The 19923-nt window shown below is 37.2% G+C and carries 27 protein-coding genes; 20 read left to right on the top strand and 7 right to left on the bottom strand.

Annotation, left to right across the window (positions count from 1 at the left end; all coding sequences use genetic code 11):
- Window positions 1–99: 99 nt before the first annotated feature.
- Together QH639_RS25370 and QH639_RS25365 are read left to right on the top strand one after the other, a co-directional pair.
- Window positions 100–270 carry a hypothetical protein gene (locus QH639_RS25370; RefSeq protein WP_004227634.1) on the top strand — a complete coding sequence of 57 codons (171 nt, stop codon included), beginning with the start codon at window positions 100–102 and terminating at the stop codon, window positions 268–270.
- Window positions 271–515: 245 nt separating this feature from the next.
- Complete coding sequence (locus QH639_RS25365) at window positions 516–698, top strand: hypothetical protein (RefSeq protein ID WP_004227636.1); 183 nt, start codon at window positions 516–518, stop codon at window positions 696–698.
- A 43-nt stretch (window positions 699–741) separates the two neighbouring features.
- Here the strand turns inward: QH639_RS25365 and hemQ are convergent, their stop codons facing one another.
- Window positions 742–1491 carry a hydrogen peroxide-dependent heme synthase gene (gene hemQ / locus QH639_RS25360; protein WP_004227638.1) on the bottom strand — a complete coding sequence of 250 codons (750 nt, stop codon included), beginning with the start codon at window positions 1489–1491 and terminating at the stop codon, window positions 742–744.
- A gap of 155 nt (window positions 1492–1646) precedes the next feature.
- Between hemQ and lipL the strand changes: the two genes are divergently transcribed.
- A complete protein-coding gene (lipL, locus tag QH639_RS25355) occupies window positions 1647–2480 on the top strand; it encodes an octanoyl-[GcvH]:protein N-octanoyltransferase (protein WP_237899234.1) in 834 nt (277 codons plus the stop codon).
- Between the two features lie 36 nt (window positions 2481–2516).
- On the opposite strand, the gene QH639_RS25350 is transcribed toward lipL, so the two are convergent.
- The gene (locus QH639_RS25350) at window positions 2517–3167 is read right to left on the bottom strand and encodes an RsfA family transcriptional regulator (RefSeq protein WP_004227650.1); all 651 of its coding nucleotides are present in this window, start codon (window positions 3165–3167) and stop codon (window positions 2517–2519) included.
- A gap of 235 nt (window positions 3168–3402) precedes the next feature.
- On the opposite strand from QH639_RS25350, the gene QH639_RS25345 reads away from it, so the two are divergent.
- Together QH639_RS25345 and QH639_RS25340 are read left to right on the top strand one after the other, a co-directional pair.
- Entirely contained in the window at window positions 3403–3627 is a 225-nt protein-coding gene (locus QH639_RS25345) for a YuzB family protein (protein ID WP_004227652.1), read from the top strand.
- Window positions 3628–3828: 201 nt separating this feature from the next.
- On the top strand, window positions 3829–5136 hold the full coding sequence (locus QH639_RS25340; RefSeq protein ID WP_131520767.1) for an HD domain-containing protein: 1308 nt from the start codon (window positions 3829–3831) through the stop codon (window positions 5134–5136).
- 79 nt (window positions 5137–5215) lie between these two features.
- On the opposite strand, the gene QH639_RS25335 is transcribed toward QH639_RS25340, so the two are convergent.
- Window positions 5216–5401, bottom strand: a complete 186-nt coding sequence (locus QH639_RS25335) for a 2-hydroxymuconate tautomerase (protein WP_004231516.1) — start codon at window positions 5399–5401, stop codon at window positions 5216–5218.
- Between the two features lie 166 nt (window positions 5402–5567).
- On the opposite strand from QH639_RS25335, the gene QH639_RS25330 reads away from it, so the two are divergent.
- Entirely contained in the window at window positions 5568–6086 is a 519-nt protein-coding gene (locus QH639_RS25330) for a YwhD family protein (protein ID WP_131520768.1), read from the top strand.
- A 354-nt stretch (window positions 6087–6440) separates the two neighbouring features.
- On the opposite strand, the gene QH639_RS25325 is transcribed toward QH639_RS25330, so the two are convergent.
- Window positions 6441–8495, bottom strand: coding sequence for a transglycosylase domain-containing protein (locus tag QH639_RS25325; protein ID WP_048393764.1), 2055 nt, complete (start codon window positions 8493–8495; stop codon window positions 6441–6443).
- A 300-nt stretch (window positions 8496–8795) separates the two neighbouring features.
- Here QH639_RS25325 and speB point away from each other — a divergent pair, with 300 nt between their 5' ends.
- Entirely contained in the window at window positions 8796–9668 is an 873-nt protein-coding gene (gene speB / locus QH639_RS25320) for an agmatinase (RefSeq protein ID WP_004231519.1), read from the top strand.
- Window positions 9669–9715: 47 nt separating this feature from the next.
- Here the strand turns inward: speB and QH639_RS25315 are convergent, their stop codons facing one another.
- Both QH639_RS25315 and QH639_RS25310 read right to left on the bottom strand, forming a co-directional pair.
- On the bottom strand, window positions 9716–10912 hold the full coding sequence (locus tag QH639_RS25315) for a site-specific integrase (RefSeq protein WP_481817311.1): 1197 nt from the start codon (window positions 10910–10912) through the stop codon (window positions 9716–9718).
- Between the two features lie 59 nt (window positions 10913–10971).
- Window positions 10972–11928: a helix-turn-helix domain-containing protein gene (locus tag QH639_RS25310; RefSeq protein WP_281115439.1), complete on the bottom strand. Its 957-nt coding sequence runs from the start codon at window positions 11926–11928 to the stop codon at window positions 10972–10974.
- A 131-nt stretch (window positions 11929–12059) separates the two neighbouring features.
- Between QH639_RS25310 and QH639_RS25305 the strand changes: the two genes are divergently transcribed.
- From QH639_RS25305 to QH639_RS25280, 6 genes are all read left to right on the top strand, one after another.
- Window positions 12060–12230 carry a helix-turn-helix domain-containing protein gene (locus QH639_RS25305; RefSeq protein ID WP_281115438.1) on the top strand — a complete coding sequence of 57 codons (171 nt, stop codon included), beginning with the start codon at window positions 12060–12062 and terminating at the stop codon, window positions 12228–12230.
- An 18-nt stretch (window positions 12231–12248) separates the two neighbouring features.
- The gene (locus tag QH639_RS25300) at window positions 12249–12518 is read left to right on the top strand and encodes a hypothetical protein (protein ID WP_281115437.1); all 270 of its coding nucleotides are present in this window, start codon (window positions 12249–12251) and stop codon (window positions 12516–12518) included.
- A 58-nt stretch (window positions 12519–12576) separates the two neighbouring features.
- Window positions 12577–12894, top strand: a complete 318-nt coding sequence (locus QH639_RS25295; RefSeq protein ID WP_281115436.1) for a hypothetical protein — start codon at window positions 12577–12579, stop codon at window positions 12892–12894.
- A gap of 39 nt (window positions 12895–12933) precedes the next feature.
- Window positions 12934–13917 (top strand): DnaD domain protein, encoded by a 984-nt coding sequence (locus QH639_RS25290; RefSeq protein WP_281115435.1) that lies wholly within the window; start codon window positions 12934–12936, stop codon window positions 13915–13917.
- A 182-nt stretch (window positions 13918–14099) separates the two neighbouring features.
- Window positions 14100–14708, top strand: coding sequence for a hypothetical protein (locus QH639_RS25285; protein ID WP_281115434.1), 609 nt, complete (start codon window positions 14100–14102; stop codon window positions 14706–14708).
- 4 nt (window positions 14709–14712) lie between these two features.
- Window positions 14713–15234 (top strand): ERCC4 domain-containing protein, encoded by a 522-nt coding sequence (locus QH639_RS25280; protein ID WP_481817310.1) that lies wholly within the window; start codon window positions 14713–14715, stop codon window positions 15232–15234.
- Window positions 15235–15317: 83 nt separating this feature from the next.
- Here QH639_RS25280 and QH639_RS25275 read toward each other — a convergent pair whose 3' ends face one another.
- A complete protein-coding gene (locus tag QH639_RS25275; protein WP_281115433.1) occupies window positions 15318–15596 on the bottom strand; it encodes a group-specific protein in 279 nt (92 codons plus the stop codon).
- Between the two features lie 179 nt (window positions 15597–15775).
- Here QH639_RS25275 and QH639_RS25270 point away from each other — a divergent pair, with 179 nt between their 5' ends.
- From QH639_RS25270 to QH639_RS25240, 7 genes are all read left to right on the top strand, one after another.
- On the top strand, window positions 15776–16072 hold the full coding sequence (locus QH639_RS25270) for a hypothetical protein (protein ID WP_281115432.1): 297 nt from the start codon (window positions 15776–15778) through the stop codon (window positions 16070–16072).
- 478 nt (window positions 16073–16550) lie between these two features.
- Window positions 16551–17165 (top strand): BRO-N domain-containing protein, encoded by a 615-nt coding sequence (locus QH639_RS25265; protein WP_281115431.1) that lies wholly within the window; start codon window positions 16551–16553, stop codon window positions 17163–17165.
- A gap of 200 nt (window positions 17166–17365) precedes the next feature.
- Window positions 17366–17677 (top strand): hypothetical protein, encoded by a 312-nt coding sequence (locus QH639_RS25260; RefSeq protein ID WP_281115430.1) that lies wholly within the window; start codon window positions 17366–17368, stop codon window positions 17675–17677.
- A gap of 22 nt (window positions 17678–17699) precedes the next feature.
- Window positions 17700–18131, top strand: a complete 432-nt coding sequence (locus QH639_RS25255) for a hypothetical protein (RefSeq protein ID WP_281115429.1) — start codon at window positions 17700–17702, stop codon at window positions 18129–18131.
- 4 nt (window positions 18132–18135) lie between these two features.
- Complete coding sequence (locus QH639_RS25250; RefSeq protein ID WP_281115428.1) at window positions 18136–18765, top strand: hypothetical protein; 630 nt, start codon at window positions 18136–18138, stop codon at window positions 18763–18765.
- 55 nt (window positions 18766–18820) lie between these two features.
- Window positions 18821–19636, top strand: coding sequence for a hypothetical protein (locus QH639_RS25245; protein WP_281115427.1), 816 nt, complete (start codon window positions 18821–18823; stop codon window positions 19634–19636).
- 65 nt (window positions 19637–19701) lie between these two features.
- A complete protein-coding gene (locus QH639_RS25240; protein WP_281115426.1) occupies window positions 19702–19893 on the top strand; it encodes an XtrA/YqaO family protein in 192 nt (63 codons plus the stop codon).
- Window positions 19894–19923: the final 30 nt, after the last annotated feature.

Below are 19923 nucleotides of genomic sequence, written 5' to 3'. Positions count from 1 at the left end.
AGTTTTTATAGCAAAAAGGGTAAATAGAAAAAAATAGATTTAGGGGAACGTGAGATCAATGAATTGCATGTGTATCTAATACATGTGAGGTGATGGCTTATGGAAATTGGCGTTTGGTTTGGGATCTTATTAAGTGCAGTGCTGGCATTTTTATTAGGGGAGTTTTATGGACAGCCGCTCCATTGGTATCTCTTTATTGTTATAATAGTGATTGGTTTTTTTATTCAAACGGTCATCTTAATTTTAAAAGTAAAGAACGAGAGCTCTTAATGAAGTATGTAGAAGAAACGTGTTAGGGGGGAAGAAAGTGTCATCGCTAAAAGATGGCACTTTTTTATATTGTGAGTATAAATTTGCTAGTATGGAAAGCAAAGCATTAGCAAAAATGACTTTACAATGCTTGTTTTAGCTGCTATTCAATAAGACATAATTATTCTTACCTAGTAAGTATATTAAAAATATAGCGTGACATACTAAAAATGACTTTATTTTTGCTTTTATGAAGGAGCGTTTCCATGCGTATTTTTAGTATGTTTGTAGCAATCATCATCAGCGCTTTTCTGGCAGTTGGAATAGCAGAATATTATCATCAACCATATAATTGGTATTTAGTTTTTCTTATGATTCTAACTGGGATTTTTATTCATATTATTATTTTAATATTCGAATCCGAGAATGCAGAAGAAAACGAAATTTAAAAATGCGAGTCCGTATTGACGGACTCGCATTTTTAATTAGATTTTAAACAGTTAAGAATTTAACCAATTTATCTTTATCCAGAAGGTTTCCGACGAAAAATTCCCCGAACTCGCCATAGCGTGCTGACACTTCGTCAAAGCGCATTTCATATACTAATTTTTTGAATTGCAGTACGTCATCAGCAAATAAAGTTACGCCCCATTCGTGATCATCGAAGCCTACAGAGCCAGTGATAATTTGTTTTACTTTACCAGCATAGCCGCGACCAATCATTCCATGTGAACGCATTAATGATTTACGCTCATCCATTGATAGCATGTACCAGTTGTCGTTTCCTTGACGGCGTTTATCCATTGGATAGAAGCATACATATTTAGCGCGCGGAAGTTCAGGATATAGACGCGCACGTACATGCGGATTTTGGTAAGGATCTTCATTTGACTCGCCAGCTAAATAGTTTGAAAGCTCTACAACAGATACATAAGAATATGTAGGAATTGTAAAATCTGCAATAGCTAATTTATTGAATTCTGCTTCAAGCTCTTGTAACTCATCCATTGTTTCACGCAATGTCATAATCATAAAGTCAGCTTTTTGACCAACAATTGCATAGAAAGCATGAGCACCTGTTTTAGCTACGTCTGCTTCGTTCAGTTTTTCTAAATAAGCAATAAATTCCTCTACTGCTGCTTGACGTTCCTCAGCAGAAACAAGTTTCCAAGATGCCCAATCAATTGAGCGGAAATCATGTAAAGCGTACCAACCATCTAACGTAATTGCTGCTTCATTCATTATTGAAAACACTCCTTTATAAGTGAATACCATTCAAAAATAGTTTATCATAGTTTGTACAAAATCCCTAAGTTCATGATAGTAATTCACGAATTTGACACCATCTTAAGATCATGTATTCTAAAGAGAAGAGATGTAATAAGAGGAGTACCAATATGAAACATATTTTACAACAGCCAATTTGGCGTTATTATGATCAATCCATTAGTGCGAAGCAAAGATCACCGCTTGAATCTTTTGCGACGGACGATACATTGTGCCAATTAGTCGGCCAATTGATGTCCCCGCCAACAATTCGTACATGGGTTCATGAGGCATCTGTTGTGCTAGGTATTCAAGACCATCGTTTACCTTATGTTCAGCAAGGTATGGAATTACTAGAATCTAGAGGCTATCATCCTATTGTTCGTAATTCTGGTGGACTAGCGGTTGTGCTAGATGAAGGGATTCTTAATATTTCCATTGTATTGTCTGAACAAAAAGAGTCGCTCAGTATAAATGATGGCTATGATGTAATGGTGGACCTTGTGAAGGGGTTGTTCCCAGAAATAGCTGAAAAAATTGAGGCTTATGAAATAGTGGGCTCTTATTGCCCAGGTTCGTATGATTTAAGTATTGATGGGAAAAAATTTGCAGGTATTTCACAAAGACGCTTACGTCAAGGGGTGGCAGTGCAAATTTATTTATGTATTGAGGGGAGTGGCTCGCAACGCGCGGCACTTATCCGTGACTTTTATGAAGCAAGCTTGCAACAAGAGGAAACAAAATTCGCTTACCCTCAAATCGTGCCTGAAGTCATGGCTTCGCTATCAGAGCTTATAGACCCTCATTTAACAGTAGAAGCAGTTGTTATTCGTCTACAGCAACTACTTAATCAGTGGGCCGAGGAAGTACGTCCACAGTCCTTTTATGACGAAGAATTAACGTTGTATGGTTTTTATTTACAGCGCGTTTTTGAGCGCAACACCAAAATGCTTGAACGTAAGTAAGTTGGTTGATTATATGAAACAGAAAAAGCGATGCGGCTAATTTAGCGCATCGCCATTTTCTGGTTGATAAATAGAACTGCTAGTGACAAGATTTCCGTTCTTCTCCATTTTAAAAACAGGTGCAATTCGCTCTTCCTCTTCATCAAGCGTAACAAGACGTCTAGCACGATTCATAATTTGAACAAATTGCTCGTAATCTTTGCGAATCGCTCGATTTTCCTCTTCTAGTTTTGTAATGGTTTTCTCTAGTTTTTTATTTTTCTCAGATGTTACATGTACAAGTTGTCGCCATTTTGAAGATTCATTTCCTACTTCACCAGAATGCTGTAAACGTAGTAAATAAGCTATGACAATATCAAGAGAAAGGGCAGATAGCGGAATTGATTTTCCTTCTGCAGCACTATTATTTACGGTAAACATACTAGAAGCACGGCGTCTTGCTGGCGCTCCTAACACTCGCATTCTCTCTTTTCTTTCCTTTTTAGCTTCTGCTAATTGTTCCTCGTATTCTTTACGAACAACGGCATTCCAACGAAAACCGCATGCTGCCGCAGTACGATTTAATGCATCGCCCGCTTCCTCAAAGGCATTAAGCTGTGTGCTTCCTTCTGTTACATGACGGATTACAGCCTCTGCTAGTAATTCATCGTTTTCTTTTAACCAAGCATCTTGTCTTACTTTACTCATATTAAAATCCTCCCACCTTTATCTGGAACTTGTTATTTAAGACTAGCATGACCAATCTTTTAACCTTTTATTCATCTATGTAGAAGGAATTATGCTTGAATAGAAGGGGAAAAGTACGATACAATACCCGATGTAGGTTTGTGCACATGCTGCATACTTAAATATGTGAAGGTCATGTGTGCAATAGAGCGAGATTATGTTTGAAAAATACTATATAGAAAGGGTTGTTGACAAAATGGCAAACGAATTTAAAGTTTGCGATGAATGTCAGGCCGTTAACTTAAAGACGTTAATTCCAAAATTAAAGGAAATCGATCCTGATGCAACCATCGAAATTGGCTGTCATTCTTACTGTGGTCCAGGACGCAAAAAGACTTTTACCTTTGTAAATAGCCGACCTGTTGCTGCATTAACAGAAGATGAACTAATGGAAAAGGTTTTAGCAAAATTAAAAAAGTAAAACTAAAAGCTATCTCTACTTGGGGGATAGTTTTTGTTTTGCTTTTTTATATGTTGAGAAATTAGACCAATATAAATATAAAAATAATGATTAAGGTAATTGAAATAGGTTGTTAATATCTATAGAAAAATGGCAATAAGTATGCTAGTCCAAGATTTATCGCATATAATAGAACTATAACAAAATGGGGGTGCTATCAAAATGACATATGCAAACGCTAAATTAGAAGAAGAAAAGGTATTTAAAGATCCAGTACACCGTTATGTGCATGTTCGAGATCAAGTGATATGGGATTTAGTGGGTACAAGAGAATTTCAGCGTTTACGTAGAATTCGTCAACTAGGTACCACATTTTTAGTATTTCATGGAGCAGAACATAGCCGCTTTAGTCATTCTTTGGGGGTTTACGAAATTGTACGTCGCATAGTAGATGATATCTTTGTAGGGCGTCCAGATTGGGATGAAAGTGAAAGATTATTAGTGTTATGTGCAGCCCTTTTACATGATTTAGGTCATGGCCCATTTTCCCATGCCTTTGAAAATGTATTTGAGCTTGATCATGAATATTTTACAAGGCAAATTTTGTTGGGAGATACGGAAGTAAATGCGATCTTAAAAAAAGTGGCAGCTGATTTTCCTGAAAAGGTATCCCAAGTAATTGAAAAGACATATCCAAATAAGCAAGTAATTAGTTTAATTTCGAGCCAAATTGATGCAGATCGTATGGATTACTTACAACGTGATGCTTATTTTACAGGTGTAAGCTACGGTCATTTTGATATGGAACGGATTTTAAGAGTAATGCGTCCAAGAAAAAACCAAGTAGTCATCAAAGCAACAGGCATGCATGCGGTGGAAGACTATATAATGAGTCGCTATCAAATGTACTTACAAATTTATTTCCATCCTGTTTCACGAAGTGCAGAGGTAATTTTAAATAATATATTAAAAAGAGTAAAACAATTAAGTTTAGCGGGCTATACATTTAAGCATGAGCCTACTCATTTCCTAGCATTTTTCCGAAATGTTATTACATTAGAGGATTATCTTGCGTTAGACGAGAGTATACTTTTTACATATTTTCAGTTATGGATGCAAGAGGAGGATGCCATTCTAAGTGATCTAAGCCGTCGCTTTGTGAATCGTAAGCTATTTCAATACATTGATTTAGACCCGGGAGTAGAGCTCAATAAATATCAAAAACTCCAAGAGCTTTTCAAAAAGGCAGGATTAGACCCCGATTATTATCTTATACATGATACAACAGCAGATCTGCCATATGATTTTTACAGACCAGGAGAGGAAGAAGTGCGTGTACCAATTTTTTTAGAAATGAAAAATGGTGAGCTACGGGAGCTTTCACGTGAATCCATTATTGTGGATGCTATCTCAGGGCGTATGAAACGAGATCATAAAATCTATTTCCCATTAGATTTCTTAGAGGACGATTCTTCACATCCAACGATCAAACAGCAAATACTAATGATGTTAGGTAAAGATGAAAAATAAGTTGTGTCTGACAATATTACTCCCATGAAATCTTATAAAATAGGGTAGAGCGCTCTCTTGTGCTCTACCCATCTTACTATTATTTGTCGCTAAAACGAACGCCTGCAACGCCGTAATGGTTTTTAGACATTTCTTCAATAAAAACTGTTACATTTTCTGCAGGTGCATTAACTGTGCGAGATACTGCTTCTGTTACTTCTTTTACAAGAGCACGTTTTTGTTCCTCTGTACGACCTTCAAGCATTTTCACTGTTACGTATGGCATAATATTGCCTCCTTTATAGAATAATGTTGTATAGTTAGTTTATAAGAAAGTATAAACTTCTTACTTGCGTTGAGGCATATACGCAATGGTGAAAATAGTGATTGTTTCGACAAAATATGCGTGGATATGCTTTCCTTTATAATAGCAGAATGGAGGATATTTAAGTATGACAAATGAAGAAAAACCAAAACAAAAAATGGGTTTTACCATTATAAAAAATGATCCAACAGATGGACATAAAGGATTTGGTATCGGTTCACTTTCATTAGAGAATGTATCGCCTGTAATAGTGGATGTAGAAGAGGGGACAGCTTCTGTTGAAATTGGTGCCATGCATGCAAGAAGTGACGTAGAGCGTGGTATTAAATTTACAATGGACCGTGCTGATTCAGAGGGTGGAAAACCGTATTGGCTAGTATGGGTGACTATCGATCATAAAGAGGATGGGCCATATTATGCAGGTGTAACGGCTTGTGAAATGGTCGTTAATCGCGAAAAGCGTCGTGGTTATAAAATTTTAGCTGACCATGTAAACAAAATGGATAAATCTATGAAACGTCATATTATTGTAGAGCATATGGATGCACCCTCTAAAAAAGTGTTAGCTTCTTTCCTTAAGCAACTTAATCCAGAATTGTGGGAACGTAGTGAGGAGCAATTGCGTCAAGACTTATTTGTCGAATAGACTCGTAATGATTGAACAATCTGTGACATTTTGCAATCGCTTTCGATATTAGGTTGAAAGTGTGTTTGAAACAAAGTACACTTGAGGCAGAGCTTACATTTTAGTAAGCTAGGACACTTGGTATCGCGAATGTGATGAGCGCTATGCGGCATTTGAACAACCCAAACCCAAGCCAAATGCCCCATGATGCTCATACTTCGCGGACCATAAAAAAGAAAAGCTTTCTGTTCCCACGGACACGTCTCCGGGGAAGAGAAAGCTTTTCTTATTTTTCGTATATCAGTTACTTTGTCGAGAGCCTTCATTGCTTAAAACGTATTAGGTTTAAAAAGGTTTCCGACATTACTTTGTTTTTTAGTCCTTAAATATAGAGAACGGTAGCATATTCCAAAATTCTCCCCATGTATTACTGTCGAGAATATCGAAGTTTGTACATTTTTCAGTTGGTACATCCTTCGACTCTACATAGACTAGACGCTGTTTAGGACAAGCGTCAGTCGCTAATTTACCTGTTTCAATATCAATGACAACGCCCTCTACACCTTTAGGTTTTTTGAAATCCTCATTTTTTGTACCTTTGTTGACAGTTTCCATAAAGTCAATCCAGATTTGCTTTGTGGCAGCAGTATCTTCCTTCGTGGTAAGGTTTTTACCCTGATCATAGCCATTCCATACACCAGCAGTTAGTTTTGGTGTAAAACCAATTAACCATTGATCACTATTCGTAGAACCTGATTTAGCAGCATATGTGTGTGTCATACGTGAACGAATACTGATTCCTGTAGCGGGTGAATAGTCACTGAAAACCGGATCAAAAATACCTGTCATCATTTCTGTTAAGATGTATGCATTTTCTTTAGAAATGGCTGTTTCAGCTTTGCTTGCTACATCTTTGTTTTCATAGATAACATCTCCATGTGCATTTTTAATGGATACAATGGTTGTTGGTGTTGTTTGCTGTCCTTGCGACGCCAAAATATTATATGCATTTGTCATCTCGTATAATGTCGTTTCAATCGTTCCCAGTGCAATTGATAAATTATCCTTCGCGCCAATTCCTACATTAAAACGGTTTGCCATATCATGAAACTCTTTGAAGCCAATGTCCTCTAAGGTTTTTACTGCATAAATATTATCTGAGATAGCAATAGCTTGTGCCATCGTCATATCATGATCTGCAAATTGACCGTTGACGTTTTTAGGTGCATAAGTGCCACGTCCATTATCATAAGTAAAAGTTGTTTCACCAACATCTAAAAAAGTTAGTGGCGTGTAACCATTTTCTAGCGCCGCTGCATATAAGATCGGCTTAATTGTAGAGCCTGGTTGACGTTTAGCTTGTGTAACTCGGTTAAATGAGCTTACTGAATAATCACGACCACCGACTAGCGCGGTGACAGCTCCTGTTTTAGATTCCATACTTACAAACGCAGATTGCAGATCATTGGCAGGCATATTTTTGGCTACTGCTTCTTCAGCTGCTTTTTGATGCTCCAGATTAAGCGTTGTTTGAATCGTCCAGCCACCTTCACTAATATCAAGGTTTTTGGATTTTAAGATTTCACTGGCTTCTTGCCAAGCCACATCCAGGAAATAAGGGGCAACAGATTTGGTTGCAACCCAGCTATCATTTTTTAAGACGAGCTGTTCATTTTCAGCGCGCGTTTTTTCTTCTTGTGTAATGGCTCCTTGGTCAGCCATAAGTTTTAAAATAACATGTTGACGATTGGTAGCCTTATCTAAATTGGCAATTGGTGAGTAAATACTTGGTCCTTTTGGTACGCCTGTTAGCATTGCTGCTTCAGCAAGCGTTAAATCACTGGCAGATTTTCCGAAATAAAAACGACTGGCAGCTTCTACTCCATACATGCCATGACCGTAATACACAGTATTTAAATAGCCCTCTAGTATTTCGTCCTTGTCATAAAAAACTTCTAATCTATAAGCATATAGGGCTTCGTTTAATTTACGTGTCCAAGACTTTTCATGGGAAAGATAAAGGTTACGAGCATATTGTTGCGTAATGGTACTAGCGCCTTGAACCTTGCCGCCAGCCTTAATGTCCACTAAAATGGCACCAGCAATACGTGAATAGTCGAAACCGCCATGTTGATAGAAATCTTTATCTTCAACAGCAACAACTGCTTCCTTTAAGTAAGGTGACATCTCATCGAGACCGACCCAATATCGTCGTTGATTTGTAAAGTGATCCCCAATTTGGTTCTCATTTTCATCTAAGAAAATAGAAGCCTTTGGTACGGTTAAAGGCGGTGCACCAGCCACTTGAACATAGATGCGGAGTGCGACAAACGCTACGACAATTGCAGATGTAAAGGCCACAAATAACGTAAGGCTTTTGCGTGTGCGCTTTACACGTTGTTGCTTTCGATGATAGCTTTTTCGTTTCATCCGACTTCACCTCGTTTTCTCACAACTTCGAACTTAGCTTTAGTATGTGTTCGAACATTCATCTTTAATCGAAATTCTAACTAAAAACTATTGCACTTTATTCAAAAACATCTATACTTTTTTTGTACTACTTGAAATGCTGGCATTCGACAAAAAATCGCACCTTGTAGATTTTAATCGAAATTTGCTAGACGTTCCAATAATGTATACGAGGAAAAAAGGATACAGGTTTCATTACAATCCTGTAAGCCATAATAGAAGAAGACGAAAAATGATGATTAATTATATGGAGGGCTAGCAATGAGATTTGATGAAGCTTATTCAGGAAATGTTTTTATAAAAAGTCATCCTACATATGACGATGCACAGGCAGTAATTTATGGCATGCCAATGGATTGGACAGTAAGTTACCGTCCAGGATCACGTTTCGGTCCACAGCGCATCCGTGAGGTATCCATTGGTCTTGAAGAGTACAGTCCCTATCTAGATCGTGAGCTTGAGGAAGTAAAGTACTTTGATGCAGGAGATATTCCACTACCATTCGGTAATGCACAGCGTTCTTTAGATGAAATTGAGAAATTTATAGAGAAATTATTAGCGGATGGCAAGATTCCTGTCGGCATGGGTGGCGAGCATCTAGTGTCTTGGCCAGTAATGAAGGCTGTATCAGCTAAATATGATGACCTTGCTATTATTCACTTTGATGCACATACGGATTTACGTGTGGAATATGAGGGAGAGCCACTTTCGCACTCTACCCCAATCCGTAAAATTGCGGAACATATAGGACCTAAAAATGTCTATTCATTTGGAATTCGTTCCGGTATGAAAGAGGAATTTGAATGGGCAAAGGAAAACGGCATGCACATTTCAAAATTTGAAGTACTTGAACCGTTAAAAGAGGTCCTACCAACACTAGCTGGACGCAATGTGTATGTAACAATTGATATCGATGTTTTAGATCCAGCACACGCACCAGGCACTGGTACAGTAGACTGTGGTGGTATTACTTCGAAAGAATTACTCGCTTCCATCCATGCTATTGCAGCAAGTGGTGTAAATGTAGTAGGTTTCGACCTAGTTGAAGTAGCACCGATCTACGATTCTTCAGAAATGACAGCAAACACAGCTTCAAAATTATTACGTGAAATGATTTTAGGCTGGGTAAAATAAGTAAGGATTTATAAAGGTTGATATGAAGCGGTTTGAGTGGGGTTTAGCTATGAGCTAGCCCCACTTTTAGCCCCACTTGCCCTTAAACTCTCACTAAAAACGGATACAGTTTGTGCCTCCATCTCTTGGAGAATGTGGCCATAAACGGTATGGATCATTTCAGGAGTATTTCCTAATCGTTCGGCAATCGCCTTGACAGGAATACTGTTATTCATAAGTATGGTGGCATGTGTGTGCCTTAAACCATGTATCGTTGTTGCTGGTAGCCCAGCCGATTCTACAAAGCGGTTAAAAATTGAGTTTAACCCTGTGGAAACAAAAGGCTCTGCTGTGTGAGGTGATAAAAAGATAAATGAATCATCTTTGGTTACATCACTATGCAGTCTACGACCATGTGAAAGTAACAACGCTTTAACAGCCGTTTGATAGCTCTGTAGCTGCTGCAACACTATATCATCTACTTTTATGGTACGCTCACTGTTCTTTGTTTTAGTGGAGCCCACACCGTTATTTCCTCTAGTTCGCTCAATAGTTATTGTTTGACTGGCAAAGTCGATATTTCGCCACTGAAGCCCCAATGCCTCGCCTTTACGCATACCTGTATAAGCAATCGTTAAAAATAAGCTGTAGTAGGCAATATCCCCATGCTGCTTAATATGATTCAGTAATATACTAAGTTGGCCAGGTGTGAGATAGTTCTTTTCTGTTTCCTTATCTCTTAGAGAGGGAAGGGCGGCTCCATGTAGCTTATTTCGAATTATGATTTCTTCCGCCACAGCTGCATTCATAGCAATCCTAAAAATCGAATGCAAGGCACGAATCGTAGAGGGCTTTAGCTTGTCCTCTAACACATTGATAAACGACATCTGATAAATAACCTTATCGAGCTTCTGCAACTTGTAGGAGCCAAGAAGGGGCTTAAAATAAAGCTTTATAAAGCCCTCACGTTGAGTAACAGTAGAAGGTTTCCATTTACCTTTATTCATGTCAAACCACATGTCTAGCCATTGAGAGACAGTTAAGTTATCATGTTCTATATGTTTTGTTTCACCACGCAGCGTTGCAGCCTTCACTTCCAGTAGGGCTTTCAATGCTGCTTTTTCTGTTTTAAACCCACTTTTCTTCTTCTCACGACGCTTTCCAGAGGCATCATAATACTTATGTCGAAACATCCATAGTTTTTCTTTATTCGCATTGAAATAGTGATATATTTCAGGTTCTTTTGCTGATTTATATAGTTTCACCTTGTCCATTCCTTTCATGCTTGGCGGCGTGTGTACAGGAATAGGTGAGTAGGTAAGCGTTAGTTTTCTTTTTGGTGATTCATGATTTCAGCTACTTTAGAAAGAATGAGTTTCTTTTGTTCTTTACTTAAGATTGCACCTTTATAGTTCACTTTTTTGTCTAGGTACAACAAATTTTCCACATCAAAGAATGATAGCTCTAATTCTTTACGTGAAGTTGGTGCATAATATATTTTCCCGTTTAAATCTCGTTTTTTTGAAGGGGTAGTAAAAGAAAATCGATATTCGTCATCTTGCTGTAGTTCATATTTATTACTTCCCTCAGCATTTACTATTCGAGCTTCAGTTTCATTAATGAAACTTTTACCTGAAGCACTTAAATTATTTAATTGACGAACATATCTTTTCTTATTATTTTCTATATCTTGTATTTGTGAGAGTATTTCATTTTTATCTTCCCACACATCCTCTTTAGAATCTAATCTTTCAAAAAGCATACTTATTACGTTATCCATTAGGCTAATTGGGTCAGGTTTATTAGTGCTATCTAAAAAATCAACTAAATCCGCTTTTGGTGTTTGTAGGTCAAGTGTTGAGAAAGTCCATGGATAAACACCGAAAGCCTTGGCCAATAAGTATATTTCAAAAACTGAGGGGGTTTTATATTCATCGTTTTCTAATTTCGATAATGTATTTTTGTTGATAAATATAGGCTCACCGTATTCGAAATTTAAAGTTTCTCTTTCCAATTCCTCTAAAGTCCATCCTTTATCTTCTCTCAGCTCTTTAATAGTTTGCCCTAATGTTTTAATGTGCCCAGCTTTAATTAATAAGTCCATTAAAGGAACTTCGAGTATTTTAGAAAGTTTTTGAAGAACATCATGGGCAGGGATTTTTCTACCATTTTCTATATGCGAAATATAGCCCTGTGATAGTTCTGTCATTTCAGCTACTTGTGATGTGGTTAAAGAGAGACGCTTGCGGGCATCTCTCAAAATAAGCCCTAATTCATTCATCGTACATACCTCCTGTTTATAATATAACCGAATTTAATACTAAAAGACATAATTTGCTTGCAATATTTTTGAATGTGGTTTACTTTAATACTAATAGTATTAATACTTTTAGTATTAAGAGGAGGGTACAAATGGAAAAGCTTATTTTTACAGTTCCAGAAATTGCAAAATTACTTAATTTAAGTACAGCAACTATTTACTCAATGGTTCGTAACAACGAAATACCCTACAAGAAGTTACGTGGCAAAATAGTTTTTCATAGAGAAACAATTGAAATATGGCTTGCTACACCAACAGCATAAAGAAAGAAGGTGAATGTAATGATTCCATCGCAAATTGAAGTCAATCTTGATAAAAAGGCAATCCAGCAGCACATAGAAAAGCAATTAGATAATGCTATTCAATCTCAGTTATGGCTTGTATCAGTGGAACGTCTTGCACAACTAACTGACATGTCTAAACGCTGGTTAGAGGATGAAATACTTTGTGATCCACGTATGAGGGCTATTGAACGTAAAAAGAATCGTAAGCGTTGGTATTTGGCGCAACAGGCTTTTGAGGTAATAAACGAAATCACATCAGATTGGTAAATCAAACGCTGGCGGCGTGTGTATGGAAATAAGTATAGGGGAACGGAGGGCAAATAGAATGTATGAAAATCTAACAAACGATGAATTACGTGTATATCGCATTTTAGAGGGGTTAGGAGATACTGAGAGTTTAACAGGTTCACAAATTATGGAGCGATTAATTATTAAGGATCGTCGTTTTTTTCACCAGCTAATTTTTGAATTACGGCTGAAAGGAGTACCTATTGTAAGTATTAAGAGCGGCAGTCATTCAGGCTACTGGTTAGCACGAAATAAGGACGAGCTTGCATCCTATTTACATGACAAGGAACTATATATAGCCACTCATAAGAAAATCATTGAAGCCATGAGGGGAGCTGCAGAAGCAATATTTTAGCTTCAACATTATGAAAAGGGAAGGGAGGTGTATTAATGGATGCTTGGTTGGATTAGTTTGCACAGGAAATTACAAGAACATGAAATATATGCCGATCCTTATATGTTGAAATTATGGATCCATTGTTTACTCAAGGCATCCCATAAAGAACGAAATCAACTAGTGGGAAATCAGGTAGTTAATTTAGAAGTCGGGCAATTCATAACAGGTAGAAAAGCGCTCGCAAATGAGTTTAACAAAGGCGCTAAAGATACCCATATTATTTCAGAAAGTACATTGTGGAGATGGTTGTTATTATTTGAACAGTTGCAAATGTTGAACATCAAAAAAACAACGAAATATAGCGTTGTTACTGTGGTTAACTGGTGTGAATATCAAGGGATTGAACAACAAATGAACAGCAAGTGGACAGCAGATGAACAACAGATGAACAGCAGTAGAACAGCAAGTGGACAGCAACTGGACAACAAACGAACAGCAGATGAACAACAGATGAACACAAACAATAATTTTAATAATGTTAACCATGATAATAATTCAAATAATAATAACAACGACAACAATGTTAACTATGAAAATAATGCTAATAAAAGAGAAAGACCGACAGACAAAGATCTTAAAGACTCTTTCCCCGCCTCTAGTATTACTAATAGCGTAGATAGAGAGACGGTAGAAGAGACAAAAGAAAAAACAGTCGTCGGTCGGTCTGTTCCTTCACTCGATGATTCTTTTGAGAATAAAAAGTTTGTAAGTAACCTTAATCGTTCAGAACAAATAGCTAGTATCGAAAAGTCTATTCGTTTTACTTTCGATAACGCTGACGAACAAGTTTATAAAGAAATACAGGGATGGCTTATGATGCATAGTTACGAATTAGTAAAAGAAGCAATAAAAGTAACAGCTCAATTAGAAGATCCGCCTAGTAAGCTAAGTAGTCATATTTTGACTATGTTAGCAGATTGGAAGAATCAAGGTATTAGCACTTATGAGCAATTGCTAGAAAGACAGGAACAGACAGCATAATCTACTAGAAGTTTCAACGAATAACCATGTTAGGACAGAAAGCCTATAGCTGTGTTTTTATTATAAATTCGATGAAATTTTATAAGGTTGATAGTTAAAATCGCTTCTATGGCTTATTAAATAGCTTAAATTGGATGTTTGAAACAGGGATTGCAAAAAATAGTAAGGGAGTTGAGCGTGATATGAGAAAACGTAGACCTGAAAAGTATGAATTGTATGAGCGTGCTTACATGAGATTATTAAATAAATACAGAGCTGGCCAATCACAAAATCAAGGTACTTATCTTGTGAAGATGGCATGGCTTGGTGTGAAGATAGTAGGCTCACAACCAGATGCCAGAACGAGAGAAGAAGCGGTGAAACAATTTGAATTCATCGAAATTATTCAAGGATGCCTTTCTACGTTAAGACCTAAGCAATTCGAGCAATTATTCCCCATCGAAAAGAAATATGATGGTGAAAAATATGAGGTGAAAGATTACTTTTACACTCGCAAATATATGGACGAGCTACCACAGGATGAACCGATTGGACAAAATATTTCAGAATTGCTTTGGGAGTATCAAAACTGGGATATAAATTTCTTCACCGTAGAATCAATGGGAGCTATAAGCGCTATGAGACGTTTTGACGGTCATTTAGGACTGTTTGAAGAGTTTATGGCACAACAAGGGAAAGACACGCCCAACACTTTCAAAAACAGTAAAGGACAGGCTTATTATGTGCGACATGGAAAGCCACAAAAAATAAAAACGAGCAAGTCGGACCACTTGCGTCTAGTAAAGGGGTGATAAGTTGTTAGCAACATTCAAATATACTGATACTGAATTGAAAAAGCTATTAGCTTCTATGATTGTGCTGGTAGACACAAGAGAACAGGTTAACCAGCACATTATAAACTATTTTCAACTTCATAATATCCCATATACAGCTATAAAGCTAGATACAGGGGATTACAGCGCAATGCTTCCTCAGAATTTTGAACTGGGTATATACAGAGATACCTACTTTCCGTTCACTGTGGAACGGAAAAACAGCATCGATGAATTAGCCAGCAGCATCAAAGAGGAACGGTTTGAACATGAGCTGATACGATCTCAAAAATCAAACTTTACGCTTTTGATTGAAGGTAGTTACTCCGACTTAGTGAATGGTAACTACAGAAGCCAATACAATTCGAAAGCATTACTCGCGCGAATCAAAACATTTGAAGCACGTTACAGCTTCTCCACAACCTTTTTGAATGATAGGCAATTAAGTGGCAACTGGATATACAACCATCTTTATTATCATGTTCGAGCAGCGTTGAAAGGATAGAAAGTTTAGTTCTGAAAAAATTTAAATCTCCTAAAAAGGTAGTAATCGGACAAATCAGACACCTTAAAAAGGGAAGCGACTATCTAAGACCGAGGTTGTTGTTTCAGCCAAGTGTTTAGATATTCTTCAGTTTCTTTAGATGGCATAAGCCACTTTGTACCGACTTTATATTTTGGGAAATCTGGATGATAAAAGAACTGCTCGAGAATGAATGATCTGCTCATACATGTTCGACGACATAGCTCCTTTAAGTCCCAGAAGATTAAATCTGAATTAATTTCTTGAATCTGTGCCTTGATTTCTTTCTGTACAAGACGTTCTATTTCAGCTTTATCGATAGAAACGGTGATTATTGAGTTCATAATTATATCTCTCCTTTGATAGTAAAGCTCACAGTTGATAATTAGGCTGTGAAAAGGGCGTATTTTTAATGTAGTAATACACTCAAAGGTTGCAAAACATTGCAATAATTACAATTTCAATGGGTACACATAAAGCAAGGAAAGTAATTTTATACGTTTTCAGTGAAGGAGTGTCTATTGTGAATCTTAAATATGATTGGGATTGGATGCGAGAATATTACGCACGTTCTCAGAAAAATAGCCGTACATCGTTAAAGGATGTTTCCCAGATCTTTGAGGTACCTTATCAAACTGTTAGGAGAGTAGCAGCAAAAGAAAATTGGATAGGCAATGTAGCTGTTTGCCGATGTGCTGAATTAATCAAGTACTTTCCGAGTGTTGCACATCAAGAACAATATTTGAAATTGGCTGTTTCACTAGCACATCGAGATTATGAGAAGTTGGAAGAAATGCAACGACTTGGTGACTGGTTTTAAATAGTAACGTTACGAAACAAACAATGTTCCTTTTGAAAGGCTACAAATACTAAGATTAAATACGATTTTAAGTGCAACTAATATGTTGAGAAATGTTAAGGTTGCAACGTTCCAAAACGCAACTCTATTCACTTCCCAAACGGAACAGGACCGTAAGAAAACGTAAGGTATTTGTGATGTTAGAGCCTTGCAAAACCTAACATTTTTACGGAGTACTCCATTGCAGTACTCCAAACATTTCGTTGTAGTACAAAATTGTATAACCATAGAAAAACAGCTACTTCATAGCGTTATTTTGATAGTTGATTGGAACGTTCCAAAACAAAACACAAATACTTTTGCAAAACAAACAAACCCCAAGAAAACCCATGAATTAGAACGAAAAGTATGCATCCAAAAGTGTGCATATCCAAGAAAAAGGATGCAACCTTTTCATTTGATGGTTGCAATGTTTGAAAAATGAGAGGAGGAAAACATAGTGGACATCAAAACAGAGAAATGGCTCGATTATGAAATACGTTTTGTTTGGTATAAAGAAGAATGGTGGGCAGTGGCCAAGGATGTGTCAGATGCGCTGGGATACACAAGGACAAGTAATATGCTCCGAATGCTTTCTAAAGTACAAAAGGATACTCACTTAATGAACACCCTTGGTGGAGAACAAAACATGTCAATTATATCTGAACTTGGCATTTATAAAGCAATTATGCGGTCAGAAAGACCAGAAGCAGAAAAGTTTGAAGTTTGGGTATACAAAATTCTAAAACAACTCCGTCAGTCATCAGGTTTAGAAGGTTTTCAAATCTTTAGGATGCTAGACAAAGTACATCAAAAGGAAACAATGGCTAAGTTGCAACAATCATTGCTAGAACCAACAACGGTGAGCTTTATAAAAGCAAACACAATTGCTAACAAAGCTGTATCAAGTCGTCATGGGCATGTGAAATCTCTAAAGAAGAATCAAATGACACCTGAGATGTTGATTGAACGAGAGCCAATCTTAGCCGATACAGTTGATTTAATGATCGCAAAAGAGAAATTCCGACTTGATTTGTCAGTCAGTAAGAAAGTCTATGAAAAGTATGTGCATTAACAGCAGTAAAGCTTATTAATATGTGCACCTAGAATGCAACCATGCTAACTTTTGCTAACATTTTTTCGTATTAAGGATGCTAAGAAATGCTAAGGTTCCATTTTATAAATGATAGCTTTTGATAACGTTTTCTGTGTAAAGATGTGACTTTGTTTTACTCAGATTTTTTCCCGAACGAACACCGTGAATGAGGTGATACTATGCAACGCCAAAGAGACGAACGAGGGCGCTTTGTAAGAGGTAATACAGTGGCAGTAGGTAACAAAGGAAACCGTCATTCAAAATATGGCAATGAGAATGCAAAAAAGCACGGAATGTATTCTAAATTGTTATTTGCTCAAGAAATAGTTGGTGATGAACTTATTTTGCATGCCTTTCACAAAGGCGTTTCTATCCGCTTCTATGAAGGTGAATGGATTAATAACGGAGACAGCTTCATTATTCTTGGTGAAAAAGGAGAACAAGCTAAAGAATTGTTAGGAATGCCATTTAAAAGAGTGAAAGTTAAATAGCACTTAAAAGGCGGTGGAAATATTGACTTTAGACGAACTAAAACGACTTTTCAAAAAGCAAATACCTGCAGCATACGAATCATTAAAAGAAGCGGAAGCCATGCCAGAAGGTGAGGTAAAGCGTTATAAAATATCCGCTGCTATTGAGGTAATTGAAAAGGCACAGGGTATTCTTGAAAGTTACTGTACCGATTTGAAATTTAAGGATGAGCTTATCCTAGCTCATAGGGTTGAGAATGTGCCAAGAGAACGTACAGCCATGATTTTCTTTGATTACGTAAATACCGAACCCACAAGAGCTATTAAAAATTTAAAAGCATTAGAGGATTTAGCTTACAAAAAGCTACTTAATCTTTTAAACAATCAGGAGATCTGTTCAGAAGATTTATCAAACACTACACAACAAAGTATGGCTGACCGCTTAAAAGCAAGAGAACAACGAATGAAAGGGTGATAGCATGCTAACAGACAGCCAATTTTGGACGTATTTACAAGCACAACGAGAATTAGAAGAAATCGAACAAGTATTTCAAGCGGAGCGACAGGAAGCCTATGAAGGTATTGCTCCGACGATAACAGGTTTCGATTATGGCAGCGGACGCATCTACAAATTGGCTTGTCACGTTGAAGATTATGCTATTTACCTGGTAGAGCTTTATGAAAAACGAAATCAGCGTATGAATCGAATAAAAAAGCGTGTTGAAGTATTAGAAGAAGCGGCTTCCCTTCTCTATGATGACGAGCGAGCGCAGTATGAGGCTTGGAAAGTAAATCCTGTTGATTTATACCCTGATATATTAAAAACGCTGAGAGAGTGCTTAAACTACGTTTTAGAGCGGGAGCAAATAAAAGAATGTGTTCATGAAATGTCAGTGACTGAATGGGATGCGCAGATAGAGGCTATGGATGATGAAGAACTGTTATCAGATTACTGGGATTGTGATGGTTCATTCGATCAGGGCATTATGAAAAGACGGGAGAAAGAAAAACAGTATGGCCGGGTTGAATTATCGGAAAGCTCGTTACAGAAGTATGCTGAAAAGTTTACGATAAAAGACCGCTTCCGTAAGACAGCAGCGTGTTATTAGCATTGTAGGTACTATGTATGTTCTGTAAGTAACTACATAGAAAGGAGAAGCGTATATGTTTTGTGTCATTCAGAAAATGCAGAAGAAAAAGCCGGATGCGTATGGCGCACGCAAAGAAATCATTGTCACTGAAATAAAATTCGGCTTTGTTGGTGAGGAACCGAAAACATCATACGGTTACACATACAGCGATAAACGTTTTGAACGCCCTGTATTAGATGCTTATAAAATTAGTATACATCACAGCTACCGAGAGAATGGCAAAGTGAAAAAGAAACAATGGGTTATACGTACCGTGAGTTATTACGACTTGATAGAGTATTCGCTTTATGATTGCGCTGATAGTAGCATAAGAAAAGTCGCAAAAGAAATGGACAAAGAGGAAGATTTTCTTTACGATCTGATTTACGAAAAGTTGAATCCCATCATTGAGAAAATCGAAGCAGAGTTCCAACAGACAGATGAATATAGGGCTAAGAAAGAACAAGAAGCGATTCTTAGAGCACATAGAGAAGCAGAGGCGGCATTTGAAAAAGAATATGGTCAGGGCGAATATCGGTATTGCTATGACGTATTTGGTGCATTGCGTAATCCAGCGTACTTAGAGGAATTAAAGGTTAAGAAAAAGGCCCGAGAAGAATATGCAAAGCGTAGTTACGAGGAAAGTTTCAAACGTAACTACAGCAATTATTCGGATGGAAACGGTAGTAGTTACTCAAGTAATGAATCTAGTAACTACAACGAGGATGAAAAGAAGATACTGCACGAACTTTACCGATTGGGTTCCAAGAAGTTTCATCCGGATGCATGCGGTGATGATGGTAGCAAGATGAAATTCTTAACAAAATTAAAAGAACAGTGGGGACTATAAGTTAGTAAAGGGCAGTCTATAGCTTAATATGACCACTGTTAGTAATATAAAAAGGGGTTAGCAGGATGGATCCATTAAAATTAGATTTAAATGGCGCTTTATATATACCAGCTGAAAAACTAATTGTTCCTTGCGTAATTGTGGTATCAGATGGAAAGGCGAAATTGCAACCATTACAAGCTTTTGGAACATTGGAAGTTATTGTACAAGATAATAAGGTTTCTCGTATAAATAACAAGGAATCTATTGTGTTTTAATGTATCATTGAAGTAGAAAGATAGAATAAA

Origin of the sequence: Lysinibacillus sp. 1 U-2021 (assembly GCF_029916965.1) — a bacterium.
Taxonomy (GTDB): Bacteria; Bacillota; Bacilli; order Bacillales_A; family Planococcaceae; genus Lysinibacillus; species Lysinibacillus capsici.
Note: the sequence above shows the minus strand (reverse complement) of the source record. Positions and strands in the feature narration are given on the sequence as shown.